Annotated in this window: 13 protein-coding genes and 1 pseudogene; 4 read left to right on the top strand and 10 right to left on the bottom strand. The window is 70.2% G+C overall.

Annotated elements, in window-relative coordinates; all coding sequences use genetic code 11:
* Window positions 1–106 precede the first annotated feature (106 nt).
* The 3 genes from QHF89_RS37730 to QHF89_RS37720 all read right to left on the bottom strand — a co-directional run bounded on the left by QHF89_RS37730 (window position 107) and on the right by QHF89_RS37720 (window position 3029).
* The gene (locus QHF89_RS37730) at window positions 107–1411 is read right to left on the bottom strand and encodes a hypothetical protein (RefSeq protein WP_136929613.1); all 1305 of its coding nucleotides are present in this window, start codon (window positions 1409–1411) and stop codon (window positions 107–109) included.
* A gap of 129 nt (window positions 1412–1540) precedes the next feature.
* Window positions 1541–1753, bottom strand: coding sequence for a hypothetical protein (locus tag QHF89_RS37725; protein WP_136929614.1), 213 nt, complete (start codon window positions 1751–1753; stop codon window positions 1541–1543).
* A 4-nt stretch (window positions 1754–1757) separates the two neighbouring features.
* Window positions 1758–3029: an FxLYD domain-containing protein gene (locus QHF89_RS37720; protein WP_170229130.1), complete on the bottom strand. Its 1272-nt coding sequence runs from the start codon at window positions 3027–3029 to the stop codon at window positions 1758–1760.
* 104 nt (window positions 3030–3133) lie between these two features.
* Here QHF89_RS37720 and QHF89_RS37715 point away from each other — a divergent pair, with 104 nt between their 5' ends.
* A complete protein-coding gene (locus tag QHF89_RS37715; RefSeq protein WP_284721436.1) occupies window positions 3134–3541 on the top strand; it encodes a PEGA domain-containing protein in 408 nt (135 codons plus the stop codon).
* Window positions 3542–3845: 304 nt separating this feature from the next.
* Here the strand turns inward: QHF89_RS37715 and QHF89_RS37710 are convergent, their stop codons facing one another.
* Window positions 3846–4868 (bottom strand): tetratricopeptide repeat protein, encoded by a 1023-nt coding sequence (locus QHF89_RS37710; RefSeq protein WP_136929617.1) that lies wholly within the window; start codon window positions 4866–4868, stop codon window positions 3846–3848.
* A gap of 36 nt (window positions 4869–4904) precedes the next feature.
* Window positions 4905–5360: a hypothetical protein gene (locus QHF89_RS37705; RefSeq protein ID WP_136929618.1), complete on the bottom strand. Its 456-nt coding sequence runs from the start codon at window positions 5358–5360 to the stop codon at window positions 4905–4907.
* A 174-nt stretch (window positions 5361–5534) separates the two neighbouring features.
* On the opposite strand from QHF89_RS37705, the gene QHF89_RS37700 reads away from it, so the two are divergent.
* Entirely contained in the window at window positions 5535–5858 is a 324-nt protein-coding gene (locus tag QHF89_RS37700; protein ID WP_136929619.1) for a hypothetical protein, read from the top strand.
* A 55-nt stretch (window positions 5859–5913) separates the two neighbouring features.
* Here the strand turns inward: QHF89_RS37700 and moeB are convergent, their stop codons facing one another.
* Together moeB and QHF89_RS37690 are read right to left on the bottom strand one after the other, a co-directional pair.
* Window positions 5914–7080: a molybdopterin-synthase adenylyltransferase MoeB gene (gene moeB / locus QHF89_RS37695; RefSeq protein WP_136973031.1), complete on the bottom strand. Its 1167-nt coding sequence runs from the start codon at window positions 7078–7080 to the stop codon at window positions 5914–5916.
* Window positions 7081–7178: 98 nt separating this feature from the next.
* Window positions 7179–8759, bottom strand: coding sequence for a hypothetical protein (locus tag QHF89_RS37690; protein WP_136973030.1), 1581 nt, complete (start codon window positions 8757–8759; stop codon window positions 7179–7181).
* A 103-nt stretch (window positions 8760–8862) separates the two neighbouring features.
* On the opposite strand from QHF89_RS37690, the gene QHF89_RS37685 reads away from it, so the two are divergent.
* Complete coding sequence (locus tag QHF89_RS37685) at window positions 8863–9561, top strand: cob(I)yrinic acid a,c-diamide adenosyltransferase (protein WP_136973029.1); 699 nt, start codon at window positions 8863–8865, stop codon at window positions 9559–9561.
* 44 nt (window positions 9562–9605) lie between these two features.
* On the opposite strand, the pseudogene QHF89_RS37680 reads toward QHF89_RS37685, so the two are convergent.
* From QHF89_RS37680 to QHF89_RS37670, 3 genes and pseudogenes are all read right to left on the bottom strand, one after another.
* Window positions 9606–10136, bottom strand: a pseudogene (locus tag QHF89_RS37680) (phosphatase PAP2 family protein); the annotation flags it as partial.
* A 326-nt stretch (window positions 10137–10462) separates the two neighbouring features.
* Complete coding sequence (locus QHF89_RS37675) at window positions 10463–11284, bottom strand: CDP-alcohol phosphatidyltransferase family protein (protein ID WP_284721444.1); 822 nt, start codon at window positions 11282–11284, stop codon at window positions 10463–10465.
* Between the two features lie 110 nt (window positions 11285–11394).
* A complete protein-coding gene (locus tag QHF89_RS37670) occupies window positions 11395–12549 on the bottom strand; it encodes a hypothetical protein (protein WP_136973027.1) in 1155 nt (384 codons plus the stop codon).
* A gap of 244 nt (window positions 12550–12793) precedes the next feature.
* Between QHF89_RS37670 and QHF89_RS37665 the strand changes: the two genes are divergently transcribed.
* Complete coding sequence (locus tag QHF89_RS37665) at window positions 12794–13408, top strand: SRPBCC family protein (RefSeq protein WP_284721435.1); 615 nt, start codon at window positions 12794–12796, stop codon at window positions 13406–13408.
* Window positions 13409–13585 lie beyond the last annotated feature (177 nt).

Below are 13585 nucleotides of genomic sequence, written 5' to 3'. Positions count from 1 at the left end.
AAGAGCTAGAGCCGTTGGAGGGCTCACGTGGTTCGTGATGGAACCAAGGGGCCGCCACGCCGTGGAAAGCGGGCCGGGGGGGAGGGTGGGGGAGGCTGAGGGACGCTCAGCGCTTCTTCGTCGCCCGCGGCTTCGTCGTGCGGGCCTTCGTCGTCGTCGCCGGCAGCGCGCGCTTCTTCGTCGTGGCCTTCGTCGCCTTCTTGCGCGTGCCTTCTTCCGTCGTGGCGGACTTCGTCGCGCGTTTCGTCGTCGCGCGCTTCTTCGTCGTCGTCCGCGCAGCCGATGCACGCGTGGTCGCAGACGTCCGCGAGCTCGCCCGAGGCGAGCGCTTCGTCGTGGTCCGCGCGCGCGCAGGCTTCGGCTCCGGCTCCGAGGGCACGGCCTCCTCCTCGGCTGCCTCCTCGAGGGGGAGCACCGCGCCATTGCCATTGGCGTGACGCGGAGGCTCGGGCGCCTCAGGCCTCACCGCGGGTTTTCCGCGCGGCTGCGCGCGGGCTGGCTCGGCGGGCGCAGGCGCGGGCGCCGCAGGCAGGGACGTGATGAGCGGCGCGCCCGCGTCCGCGAGCAAGGCGTCCACCTCGGCGGCGAAGGCCGCGACGTGCATGTCGACGTCGCGCGCATCCAGCTCCGAGAGCGGCGTGTAGACGACACGCACCCTGCGCCCGTCCGGGATCTCCCACGAAGCCGTGTTGCCCGTGCGGCGGAGCGTGCGCGTGGCCGCACGATCGATGAAGCGCATGAGCCGCGCGCGCTCCGAGGGGCTGACCTCACGCGTGAGCGGCGCCGTCCGTTCGAGCGTCGGCAGCTCCACCGCGCCTTGCTCGACGAGCGCGCAGAGCTCGTCCGCGACCGCTTCCTCGAGCTCCAGGTGCAGATCCGGATCGGCCGGCGGCTCGGGCACGAAGACAGCCTCGCGCGTGGCGGGATCGTAGCTGTCGAGCCGCGCGCCTGCGATGAGCCCCGCGCGCTCGAGCGCCACCACGAGCGAGTCCGCCCGCGCGCGTTTGCCCGCGGTAGCCGCGACGTACCCGAGCAGATCGAGCTCGACACGCACGACCGCTTCGTCCTGCGAGGCGCTCGCCTCGTCGAGCGCGATGCGCGCCGCGTCGAGCACCTCGCGCTCGACGACGCTGCGATCCGCGAAGACATCTTCGAGGTGCTCGGACGCGAGCAGCGCCTGCGCGACGCGGCCCGTGAGCCGCGAGAGCGCCTCGCGCGTGGCAGGATCGTCGGCGGGCGTCGGCACGCGGAGCGCACGCTCGGCGAGCGGCTCGACGTAGCCGGACATGGCATCGTCCACGGCGCGGACGAGCGCGGCCGTCCCCCCTTTGACGACGAGGATCCGGCCTCGACCCTTGAGACCCTCGACGATGCGGGAAGCGAGCCTCCGGGAGAGGTTGAGCGCGTTCACGAAGCGTGAAGCTTACACGCTTTGGCGCGTATGGTCCGCCGTTTCGAGGACGAAACGTGCGCGCAAAAAGAGGGGGAAAGGATCGAGAGGAGGGGACGCGACGAACGTCCGCGCAGAGCGGGAGACGTCCTAGTCGGCCTCGACGAGCTTGACGACCACGTCGCCGATCCGAGCAGGCACGCGGGCCTTCGCCTCGGCGAGCGTTCCAGGGCGAACGCTCACGCGCACGACGAACCCAATGCCGTCTTCACGCTCGACGCCGACGCCGGCGCAGAAGGGCTCTGCGCCGATGTCGTTCTTCAGTTGTTCCTTCGCGCGGCGCGCGGAGCCGACGTCGCTCATCGGATCACTCGCTGTAGCCGACGGCGAGGACGCGGAAGGTGTCGGGCGGAGCGGCGACGTTGTAGATCTTCGCCGTGAAGATGCCGCCCGAGTTCGAGTCGAGATCGTTGCCGGCGACGAGGGCCTGATCCGCGCCGCAGATCTTGCCCTCCTTGTCGTAGAGCGAGACGAGCGCCCACACGCTCTTCGCCTTGAACGCGCTCTCGTTCGTGATCTTGCCCTCGACCTGGTGAGGGTTGAAGCCCTTCTTGGCCGTGAACTTGGTGTCCGAGATCTTGAGCTTCGCCGCCTTGCCCGTGAAGAGCGGGCGCATCGGGTTCGCCTCGGTCTTGTACGACGCCCACTTCGTCGTCTTGTAGAGCGAGAACGTGCAGGGGACCTTCTCGCCCGGCGCGAGCTCGCGGATGAGGCTCGAGCAGGTGCCGCTGTCGATCGCCGTGTTCCCGTCGTCGAAGAACGTCACCTTGATGTTCGGGAAGCCGAGCGGATCCTTGCCCGTGTTGTGAATCTCGCCCACGAAGTGGATCGTGCTGCCGTACTCGGCCTTGTAGTGGCGAAGGTCCTTGAGCTCGGCCTTGAGATCACCCGCCTTCGGGGGCTTCGCGAGGTCGCCGAGATCGCCGAGCTTCGGGCCGTCCGGGTTCGCCGAATCGAGCGGGATCGCCGCGATCGCCTCGGACGTCTTCTTGGCCGCGTACCAGAAGAAGCCGACGACGCCGATGATGGTGACGAGGAGGAGGCCGCCGCAGCCAAGGCCGATGATGAGGCCCATGTTCGGGCCCTTCTTCTGCTGCGGGAGAATGGGCCCGCCCATCGGAGGGCCACCCATCGGAGGGCCGCCCATCGGAGGGCCGCCGAAGCCGCCGCCGGGAGGAGGGCCATAACCGCCGCCGGGAGGAGGACCATAACCGCCGCCGGGAGGCGCGCCGCCAGGAGGCCCACCGGGAGGCCCGCCGAAGCCGCCGCCGCCGGGAGGACCGCCAGGGGGGCCGCCAAAGCCACCGCCGCCGGGAGGCCCGCCGGGAGGACCGCCAAAGCCACCGCCGCCAGGAGGACCGCCGCCGGGAGGCCCGCCGTAGCCGCCACCACCGGGAGGGGGACCGTAACCGCCGGGCGGGCCACCACCGCCGAAGCCGCCAGGCGGACCGCCGCCGCCAAAGTTGTCACCTCCCGAAGGCGGTGCCCCGCCCGGGGGTGGTGCAGGCGGCGGCAATCCGCCCCCACCGGGTCCAAATCCATTTGCCATGCGCGGCTCGCCCGTCGTGTTCTCGATCATGGCGACGGAGTATGCCGCAAAATGGGGAAGGACGGGCAAACGGATCCAGACGAGACGAACAGGATCCGTCGGCCGGGGCTGCGCGGCTGCTACGATGGGCCCTCATGACGACCGAGGCGTGTTCGACGATCCGCACAATCCTTGCGATTTCCATGATCTTCGTGTTCGCCGGGGGAGGCGCACTCGGCTGCGGAGGGGCCGCCGAGGGCGGGGCCGGCCCCGAGACAGCAGGCCAAACGGTCCCGAAGGTCGAGGAGCCAGAGCAAGCCGAGGAGGTCGTGGAGGACTCGGGGACGCTGGACATTCTCTCCGACCCCCCGCAAGACGTGCTGCTCGACGGCAAGCCCATCGGAAAGACGCCGCTCACGAACCACCGCGTGAAGATGGGCCCCCACGACGTGACGTTCCTCGATCCAGCCGAAGGCGATCGCACGATGAGCGTCAACGTGTCGCCAGGTGATCACCAGACGGTGAAGCTCGATCACCCGCCGAAGATCCGCGAGCAGAAGTGAAGCTGATGCAGCGCGGCGCCGGGGTTTCACCCCGGGCCCGACCAGGGGTTGTCCACCCCTGGACCCGGACCAGGGCCAGCCCTGGACCTCTGGGCATCGACTGCGCGAAGCGCAGTCGATGCGGGGAAATTGTTTGTAGCTGTCCGCCCCCCTTTGCAGGGCCAGCCCTGGGCCGCAGGTGCATCGACCGCGATGCAGTCGATGCGGGGAAATTGTTTGTAGCTGTCCGCCCCCCTTTGCAGGGCCAGCCCTGGACCGCAGGTGCATCGACCGCGGTGCGGTCGATGCACGAGAGGGGGAGATTTTAGAGGTGCCTGCGCGCGATCTCGGCCCACGTGCCCGTGGGTTCGATCTCGAGGTACTTGCGCCAGCAAGGCCGCGCCTTCGCGCTCTCGCCGACCTGCTCGTACGCCATCGCGAGGTTGAAGTACGCATCGGCGAAGCGCGGATCACTCTCGATCGCGCCGCGGAAAAACTCGACCGCCGCGCCCGCGTGGCCCCGCTCGAGCATGACGTAGCCGAGGTTGTACTGCGCCTCGGGTTGCTTGCGATCGATCTCGAGCGCGCGTCGATAAAGCGACTCGGCCTGCACCTCGTCGCCGCGGCGAAAGCAGATGTTGCCGAGGTTCGTGTACGCGATGGCGAGCCACGGATCGATTTCGAGCGCGCGACGGTAAAGCTCCTCGGCCTCGGACATCGTCTGCGGGTTCTCGTCGAGCTGGCTTGCGCGCACGTAAATCTCGTACGCAGTCTTCGCGCGATCCCGGCCGACCATGGGGCGCAGGACGCGCACGACGTCGTCGCGCAGCGACTTCACGTCGAAGTCGAGCACCATCTGCCCCGTGAGCGGTTCGAACGTGCCCGCCGCGCTCTTCACGACGACACGTTGCCCATCGGAGACGATGCGCAGCTCGGCGAGCGGACGCGTGACCTTGGGGAGCGCGCCGCGGATGTTCTCGACCGCGCGTGCGACGTCGCGCAGGCGCACCTTGCGCGCGAGCAGATCCCGCGCAGCCCGGAGCGCAATCACGTCGGAGAACGTGTACGCGCGGCGGCCCTTGCGACGGCCACTCGGCGAGACGATCCCCGCGCGATCGAGCGATCGCAGCCGGCCCGCAGAGATGCCGAGGAGGCGAGACACCTCGGCCCCGGTGAACATGTCGCTCACGGGCTCGCGCGTCTGCGGGACGGGTAGCTCCGCGGGCAAACGCGCCGGGTCGGGATCGGGCAGGCGCTTCGGAGGCTCGGCCACGCGTCCACCGCCCGGCCCGAAGATCACGTGGATGACCTTGTTGGCGTCGGGGTCGCGGCGTTCTTTGTTGTTCATGGCGTAGGGCAGGAGCGAGGGGCGAGGGGCGCGAGTTTAGCGCGATGCGCCGCTCGCGGCGGAGGCATGTACGACGGCGACGACGTCCACCAGCACGACGACACCCGCAGCGGACGCGCGTACGTCGATCTCGGCGCGCACAGGTCCGAGCTCCCCCTGCACACGTGTACACGCCTCCCTGCGCGCGATGCGGAGCACGCGGAGCTTGAGGTGCGGGTCACACGCGAGGAGCGCGGCCATGGACGCGAGATCGGGATCGGGCAGCGTGCCACCCCGAGAGCGCGCGAGCAAAAGCACGCTCGTCGAGCCGTAGTAGACGACGCCGTCTCCTTCGGTCTGGGGCATGCCCTCGCTCACGATGTCCGCGCCTTCAACCATGGCACGGACGAGGCCGTCCTCCGCGGCGACGAGATCGAGCTGTCGACGCCGGACGAGAGGCCCCGGGCCTGCCTTGACGAGGCCGGGACGCGTGCGCGGTGGGCTCTTTGCCATCGACGACGGATCGTAGAGATCACGCGCGCCGAGATCGAAAAACCGGCACGATCGCGAGGGAACTTGCGCGCGGGGGCGCTTCCGTGCATCGGCGATTTCGTGCGACTGCCCGCACGAACTTGGCCCGCGGTCATGGGGTCTGCGAGGGTCGCGCGTGGGAGGAGCGAAACCGAGATGGGACACCCTGGCGTCGAGCGTCGGAAGCACTGCGTCTACGTCACCCGCAACACGGAGTACCACATGCGCGACGGGGTCTGCGTCGCGGTGCGGGACCGTCGGACGGGGAAGTTCGTCCCCGCGCACATCGCGGTGTCGTTGAAACTCGAAGGGGGCGTGCGCTTGTTCCCGAACGGCGCGGTGATCCCGCGCATCGACAAACCCGGCGTGGGAGACGCGATCTGGTTCGCCACGGCCACCGACGCGAGCCGGCAGCTCGTGACGAGCCGGATCGAGGCGATCGAGCGTCCGTCGAAGGACATCGTCGCCTCGTACGCGTGACTCGACGCTCGTTCACGAGCGTCGAGGGGAGATCGCGAAGCGAGCTCCCTCGGGACTAACCGATGTTGCAGAAGTGTTCGTAGTCGATGTAGCTCGTGATCGTCGGATCGGTGCCGCAGACGGGGCAGGTCTTGTCCTTGCGGAGCTTGAGCTCACCGAACTTCATGCGGAGGGAGTCGTAGGTGAGCAGGCGGCCGACGAGGGGGTTGCCCTGGCCGAGCACGAGCTTGATCGCCTCGGTCGCCTGGACCGTGCCGACGAGGCCCGGCAGGACGCCTAGAACGCCAGCCTCCTGGCAGCTCGGCGCGAGGTGCGGCGGCGGCGGCTCGGGGTAGAGGCAGCGATAGCAAGGGCCGCCGGCCGCGGGGTGGAAGGTCGTGACCTGACCCTCGAAGCGGAAGATCGAGCCGTGCACGACGGGCTTCTTCATCCACACGGAGGCGTCGTTCACGAGGTACCGCGTGGGGAAGTTGTCGCAGCCGTCCACGATGATGTCGAAGTCGCGGAAGATGCGCTCGACGTTGTGGCTCGTGAGCCGCTCCTCGAACTTCACGACCTTCACGTCGGGGTTCAGATCACGGATCGTCTTCTCGCCGCTTTCGACCTTGGGCATGCCGACACGCGAGGTGGCGTGCATGATCTGGCGCTGGAGGTTCGAGGCGTCGACGACATCGGCGTCGACGAGGCCGATCGTGCCGACGCCGGCCGCGGCGAGGTAGAGCGCAGCGGGGCTGCCGAGACCACCCGCACCAAGGAGCAGGATCTTCGAGGCGAGCAGCTTCGCCTGTCCCACCTCGCCGACCTCGGGCAGGAGCAGGTGGCGCGAGTACCGATCGCGCTGCGCGTCCGAGAGCTGGGGCGGGGTCTCCATCGGATACCCGAGATCCTTCCAGCGCACGAAGCCGGGGTTCGCGCTCTCGACGCGCGTGTAGCCGAGGTCGAGGAGCGTCTTGGCGGCGAGCGCCGAGCGCGTGCCGCCCGCGCAGTAGAGGACCACGGGCGCGTTCTTGTCCGGGACCTTCTGCTCGATTTGCATTTCGAGGAAGCCACGCGGGACGCTGAGCGCGCCCGGGATGTAGCCGGCGCGGTTCTCGTCTTTCTCGCGCACGTCGACGAGCACCATGGGCTCGCGGGCTTCGAGGCGGCGCTTGATCTCCTCCAGAGTCACGGTCGAGATGGTCTTGCGGACCTCGGCGATCAGATCGGTGTAGGTCGTCGGCATGCGGGTCCTCGCTGGGCGGGGAGGGGTTCGTCGTTCGGAGACAACGTGCCGTCAAGGGTGGCCCGTGGAGCCGCCCTCGGCACGTGGCGGGTCCTTGCTCACTTGGGCGCGGGCAGGTCCTCGGGGCGCGCGCGCAGGCCGGGCAGGACCTCGTCCTTGCGCAGGCCGCCCTCGCACACGAGCTTCACCGTGCGCTGATCGGGCAGGACCTCTTCGAGCGTGACGATCTGCGTCTTCGCCTGGCAGAACGCGACGAGCTTCACGCCCGGCAGGAGGCGGCCGATGCGCAACGTGCCGCGCTTGACGACCATCTCCTTGTCGTCGGCGAGGCGCTTGACCGTGACGTCCTGCCCCTTCACGGCCGAGACCGTGCCGAGCTCGAGGTTCGCCTCGCCCGGGCGGAGCGGCGCCCAGACACGCGTGCCGACGAGCTGATCGTCCGGCGGGATCCAGTCGGTCGTGTTCTTCGCGGCGAGCCGCGCGAGCGGCGCCCAGCCGACGGCGCGCTCGAGCTGCACGTCGAGCGAGGCGTTCGCCGGATCGACGTCCGTGACGAGCGCGAGGTCCTTCGTTTGTCCGAGGATCCACACCTCGGTCGCGGGCGCGAGGTCGCGCTTCGAGGGCGCGTCGCTCTTCGCCGCGGGCAGGATCGCGATCTTGCCGTGCGCCCAGCGCTTCTCGGCCTTCTTTCCGGGCTTCATCTTCACGCGCTGGGCCTCGACCCAGACCGCGAGCGCCTGGCGCTTCTTCGCCACGACCTCCGGCGCCGCCTTGTCCTTGGCGACGGGCGCCCCGTCCGGGCCCACGATCTCCCAGCGCACGAGCTTGATGAGCCGATCGACCTCTTCGAGCGATTTCGGCGCCTCGCGGCCCTGGCCCACGGACCGCGCCGAAAGGCCCGCGATCTCGGGCGTGATCGCCGCGCGCACCACGCCGAGCAGGCCCTTGGCGCCTTCGTCGCTGATGTCGCCGCTCTTCTGCGCCTCGTCGATCTTCGCGAGCGCGTCGGCCCAGTGCTTGGCCTTGAGCGGCTCTTCGAGCGAGGCCTTCTTCGCCTCGAAGATCGTGGTGTCGACCTCGGTCACGAGCTTCTTCTGCGCGGCGCCGCCGAGCACCGTCTTCGTGTCCTCCGCGCCGACGAGCGCGCGCGCGGCGGCGAACTTGCCCGCCGTCGTGGCCTCGTCGATCCGCCCTTGCACGCACGCGAGGGCCTGCGCGCCGATGAGCCGTCGCAGCTCGCGCACGAAGACCTCGCTCTCCAGATCCCGCATCGGGCCCGCGATCTCGCCGAACGCGCCCTTGCAGTCGCCGTCCTTGAGCGACGCCTCGATCTCGTTCGCCCAGAGCTTGGCGTGGCGCTTGTCGACCCTCTCGAGCTGCTCGGCGATCTGGAAGCTCAGCGACTCGACGTTGAGGTCCTTCGCCTGGCCGAGGAGCTTGCGCGCCTCGTCGAAGTCCTTCGCGTTGTAGGCCTCGTCGGCCTTCTCCATGAGCTTCTTGGCGTTTTCGATCTTGGCCTTCTCGGCGCGCTCTTCCGCGCTCTCCGGCGGCTTCGCGGGCGCCGGCGGCGGGCCGCACGCGACGAAGGTCGCGGCGAGGGAGGCCGCGGCCGCGAAGCGCGCGAGGATCGTCGCGACGCGCTGCGTGGTGCTCGGGAGGGAACGGACGCTCTTTCGCATGACGCGGGACTCTCCCATCCCACATCCTCGATCGTCAACTCGCGCGAGCGCCGAACCCTCTCGGCTTGACCGGCCTGCCCCGGCGTCCTACGACGGCCAGGCCATGGCGGACGAGTCGAAAGAGGAGGGGCACGCCCCCACGGAGGGCACCCGCACGTTCAACAAGCCGCGGGTCACCATCAACCGGGTCTACACGAAGAAGGGGGACACGGGCGATACGGGCCTCGTGGGCGGGCAGCGGGTCCCGAAGGACGACGCGCGGATCGAGGCCTACGGGACGGTCGACGAGCTGAACGCGTTCGTCGGCGCGGCCCGGCAGTCGATCCTGGAGGGGCTCGCCGCGGACAAGGTGCGCCCCGAGAGCGCGGCGGCGCTCGGGGAGCTCTCCGATACGCTCTGCCGGGTCCAGCACGAGCTCTTCAACCTGGGCTCGCTCCTCGCCACGTTGCCCGAGGACGTGCACCCGCGGCAGCCCCGGGTGACGGCCGCGGAGGTGGAGCGGCTCGAAGCCGAGATGGATCGTTGCCAGGAGGAGCTTCCGATCCTGCGCTCGTTCGTGCTGCCAGGTGGCTCCCGCGCGAACACCGACCTCCACGTCTGCCGGACGGTGTGCCGGCGCGCCGAGCGGCTCTGCGTCTCGCTCGCCCGGCAAACAGAGGTCGATCCGCTCGCCGTGACCTACCTGAACCGCTTGAGCGACGCGCTCTTCGTCTGGAGCCGCTTCGTGGCGCTCCATCTCGGCACGGGCGAGGTGCTCTGGGAGCCGGACAAGTCAGCGACGGGCCAGTCGAAGGCGCGCTGACGAAACGAGGCCTCGCCCACCACGAGGGAGAGGCCGTACACGAGCGCCACGTACGCGAGGCCGAGCACGACGTCGATCACGTAGTGGTGCCCGAGGTAGACCGCGGCGAACGGCATCACGAGCGCGTAGGCGATCTGCAGGGCGCGCGAGGGCGCGCTCGCCGTGCGGAACGTCGCGATCAAGCCGTAGAGCGGATACGTGACGTGCAGCGAGGGGAGGGCGCCGAAGACCACGGCGCCGTGCCCGTAGAGCGAGGCGAAGGTGCCGTAGCCGAGCCACGCGTCGACCCGCGTGAGCGCGGCCGGCGATCCACGCGCGGCGAGATCGATCGCGCAGCCGTGCGTGGCCACGTACCAGGGCGGCGCCGCCGGCAGGAGCAGGTACGTGGCGAAGCCGAGGACGTGCGTGCCGAGCGCGAGCGTTGCGAAGCGCCGCGCCGCGTCGGGTCGTTTCACGCAGAGGTGGGCGTACTGCGCGGCCATGATGCCGAGGTACGCGCCGTAGGGCAGGGCGCAGAGCAGATCGAGCGCGGGGTTCGCGAGGCCCGCGAGCCACTCGTTCGGCGTGACGATCATGCCGCGCACGCCCACGCCGAAGAACACGAGCTCGACGTCGCGTAGCTCGCAGCCGAGGACACGCGACGCCGAGACGCTGACGGGCCACAGGTACCGGAGCGCGTCGTACAGGAGGAAGAGCGTGAGCGCCGGGATCGCGGCGAGGTAGAAGCGACGCACGCGCGCGCCGCCGTAGGCCGCGGTGGTGGCGAGGGCCGCGACGAGGAGGATGTCCCAGCGCGGCCGGTCGACGACCACGACGAGCGCCGCGTATCCGATCCAGGGGAGCGCCGGCAGGAAGAAACCAAACCCCCAGCGCGCGCGCGCTCGCGCCCTCATGGCTCGCCTCAGTGTTCGACGGGGAGAGGTCCTCGCGCGCCTTCGCCCTTCCGCGCGAACGACTTGCCCGCGCGCTTCGAGGTCGCGGGCTCGGGATCCCGCAGCGCCGCGCGAGTCCGCGCGACGAGCATGATCGACGCGAGCGTGCCCACGACCGCCACGAGGCCCACGCCCACGAGCGTGAGCGGGCGAGGCAGGCCGCCGAGCACATTCGTGGACGGGACGAGCGGCCCGAGGAGGAGCGACGCCGACAGGTACACGACACGCTCGTGCCTGCGCATGAGGCCATTCGGGAGCACGAGTTTGTGCTGATCGGCCTTCGCCCGCGCGTAGCTCACGAGCGACGAGGCGACCATCGCCGCGAGCGGGATGACGAGCGAGACGACGTTGTGCCGGTAGTAGATCGCGAGGCCGACGAAGGGCGCCGCGTCCGCGATACGATCGACGAACGAGTCGAGCACCGCGCCCGAGGGCGACGCGACGCCCCGCGCGCGCGCGACCATGCCGTCCAGGGCATCGAGCACCGAGCCCACGATCACCACGGCCGCGGCCTCGGCGAAGCGGCCCGTCGCCGCGAGCGGCAGGCTCGCGCAGCAGAACACGAGAGAGGCGTAGGTGCATGCGTCCGGCGAGACGTGCAGCGCGATGAGCGCCCGTCCCGGCGCGTGCATCGCCCAGTAAAAAGCCTCGACGAGCCAGCCGGGCAGGAGCGCGCTGCCGGGCGAGGGACCGAGGCGCGGGTGCGCCGCCCGTCCAGAGCGGGCCACGCGCGTCGCGTAAGCCGCGACCACCATCGTGCACAGAAGAAGCGCCACGAGCGTGATGACCATGGTCACGACGTCCGCTGGTGCACGAGGCGCGCCCGCCCCCGCTGCGCGGATTTCAGGCGGGCGCGCGGAATGGTTTGCTCGCTCGAGCGCTGTCCCGAGGGAGACGCGCGTCAGTCGCAGGCGACCCGACGCATCCGGATGCCCGCGTCCTTCTCCGCCCACGCTACGCCGAGCTCGCTGTTCGTGAACGTGACAGCCGGGTAGCGCGCGTTTTTGCCCGAGACGCGGAGCGTCGCGCCGTCACGCGCGAGCCCTGGCCCGAAGACGGCCAGGAAGATCGACGGCGGACCGCCCTGGAACTGGTAGTAGGCGACGGCCGCGCGCTCGCCCATGACGGCCACGGCGGGCCAGTTCGCGCTGCCCTCCGCGTCCTCGACCCGCACCTCGTCTTGCTTCGCGCCGCTCGCGGAGACGCGCGCGAGATAGATGCGCTCCTCGCCCTCGCGCGTGTCCTCCCAGGCGACGAGCGAGGCTCCGCTCGCGTCGATCGCCACGCTCGGCACCCGCGCCTCGCCGGCGCCCGTTCGCACCACCGTCCCCGCCACCTGCCCACCGGGCATGCCCGTCGTCCGCGCGATCGAGAGATCGGAGCCCGTGCTCCACACGACGGCGAGCTCGCCACCGTGGCTCGCGAGCGCCGGAAAACGCGCCCCGGGCAGCGCCGTCGTGGAGCTCATGCCCGCGCCGCTCACGAGCCCGAGCCGCGCGCCCGGCGTCTCCATCCACGCGACGGCGAGCCCGCCCGACATCGGCGCCGTCGCAGGCCGCGCCTCCGACGCGTCGCTCGTGCCGAGCTGGATCGGCTGCCCCGTCGGCGTCCCGTCCGCGCCGAGCATGTGCGCCTGGATCACGATCCCCGACGGTCCCGTGTCCTCCCACGTGACCATCGGCCCGCTGCTCGTCGCCTGCAGCGTGGGAAGCGCATGCGAGCCCGCGAGCGTCGCCACGACGTGCGCAGGCGACACACTGCCGTCCGTGCCGATCCGCGCGACCCGCACCTCCTCCGTCCCGCCCGTGCGTGTCTGCCAAGCGAGGAGGTAGCTCCCGTTTGTCCAGAGGATCGAGGGCGTGATTCCGTCCTCCTGGCTCACCACCACCGTCCCGCCGAGCGGCGCGCACGCCGCCTCTTCGACGCCCGGCCCGCCATCGGGCGTCACCGGCGGCGGCTCCGGCGGCTTCGTCCCGGGCGGCGCCGGCGTCTCGTCGCCGCCACAACCGAGGACCCCGAGCGCCGCCGCGAGCCCGGACAAAAACATCAAGGACATTCGAATCATAGGTATCCCCCTTGTCCACGCGCCGGCGATCCGGGGCGGCAGCACGCGCACGCCACGCCACGCGGTTCACGCGCGGGTCCACGCACCACATCCCCCCCGTCTGGACCTCCGGACCATGATTCGTTTCAGTATGCGGTGTTACTTGTCTGAGGCCACGCCGCGCGCTGGCAACGGATCCATCCGTTCACACGCCACGCATGTGCGTGGATGTGTTTATTGGACCACAATCGATCGCATGCAGCATCGAACGCGCGGCGGGGTGCGCTTCCGGTGGTTCGGGGCGCTGGGGCTGATGGGGGTGTTCGGGGGCGGGGAGGCGGTCGCGGAGCCCGCACGAGTCGCCGCCTCCACGGCAGCAAACGCGATGGCCGTCGCCGTCCCGATCCCAGGATCCAACCTCGTGCGAGGGCGCGCGAAGGTGATCGTGGCCGCCCCGATCGACGTGGTGCGCGCGCAGGTGCTCGCCTTCGGGGACTACGCGCGCTTCATGCCGCACTACAGCCGCTCGAAGATCCTCGGCCGCACGAAGAGCGGAGACCGCGAGATCTACATGGAGGTCACCGCCCTGCACGGAGCCGCGCGCTTCTGGGCACGGATGGCCGTACGCAAGCTCGCGAGCACAGCCGGCGGCATCGAGACCTACGACGTCTCGATGCTCGAGGGCAACGTGAAGGACTTCCACGCCGTCTGGCGTCTGCGCCCCCTCGACGCCGCCCGCACCGAGCTCGAACTCGAAGTCTTCCTGCTGCCGCGCCTACCCCTCCCAACAAGCCTGCTCAACACGGAAAACCTCCAAGGCGCAAGCAAAGGCGTCCGCGCGATGCGATCGTTCGTGGAAGGAAAACGCTGAGTGGATCAAAGCGTCGCGCCGGGGCGCTGCCCCGGACCCCGCGGGGGCTGTCCGCCCCTCGACCCGGACCAGGCACGGCCCTGAGCACTGGTCTCATCTCACAAGCCCATTCTCCCTGAGGACCCGCAGCATCTCTGCTGCGGGTGCCAGGCGTTCCAGGCCGCGGCTGATGGTGAC

It is taken from the genome of Polyangium sorediatum (genome assembly GCF_029946465.1).
GTDB lineage: Bacteria > Myxococcota_A > Polyangia > Polyangiales > Polyangiaceae > Polyangium > Polyangium fumosum.
The sequence above is the reverse complement of the archived record's forward strand: the minus strand, read 5'-3'. Positions and strand labels throughout refer to the sequence as shown.

Bases quoted from the DNA above. Each gene is read 5' to 3' on its own strand.
- QHF89_RS37725 (WP_136929614.1), bottom strand. From the start codon at position 1,753: ATGAGCGACGTCGGCTCCGCGCGCCGCGCGAAGGAACAACTGAAGAAC.
- QHF89_RS37720 (WP_170229130.1), bottom strand. From the start codon at position 3,029: ATGATCGAGAACACGACGGGCGAGCCGCGCATGGCAAATGGATTTGGA.
- QHF89_RS37715 (WP_284721436.1), top strand. From the start codon at position 3,134: ATGACGACCGAGGCGTGTTCGACGATCCGCACAATCCTTGCGATTTCC.
- QHF89_RS37710 (WP_136929617.1), bottom strand. From the start codon at position 4,868: ATGAACAACAAAGAACGCCGCGACCCCGACGCCAACAAGGTCATCCAC.
- QHF89_RS37705 (WP_136929618.1), bottom strand. From the start codon at position 5,360: ATGGCAAAGAGCCCACCGCGCACGCGTCCCGGCCTCGTCAAGGCAGGC.
- QHF89_RS37700 (WP_136929619.1), top strand. From the start codon at position 5,535: ATGGGACACCCTGGCGTCGAGCGTCGGAAGCACTGCGTCTACGTCACC.
- moeB (WP_136973031.1), bottom strand. From the start codon at position 7,080: ATGCCGACGACCTACACCGATCTGATCGCCGAGGTCCGCAAGACCATC.
- QHF89_RS37690 (WP_136973030.1), bottom strand. From the start codon at position 8,759: ATGCGAAAGAGCGTCCGTTCCCTCCCGAGCACCACGCAGCGCGTCGCG.
- QHF89_RS37685 (WP_136973029.1), top strand. From the start codon at position 8,863: ATGGCGGACGAGTCGAAAGAGGAGGGGCACGCCCCCACGGAGGGCACC.
- QHF89_RS37675 (WP_284721444.1), bottom strand. From the start codon at position 11,284: ATGGTCATCACGCTCGTGGCGCTTCTTCTGTGCACGATGGTGGTCGCG.
- QHF89_RS37670 (WP_136973027.1), bottom strand. From the start codon at position 12,549: ATGTCCTTGATGTTTTTGTCCGGGCTCGCGGCGGCGCTCGGGGTCCTC.
- QHF89_RS37665 (WP_284721435.1), top strand. From the start codon at position 12,794: ATGCAGCATCGAACGCGCGGCGGGGTGCGCTTCCGGTGGTTCGGGGCG.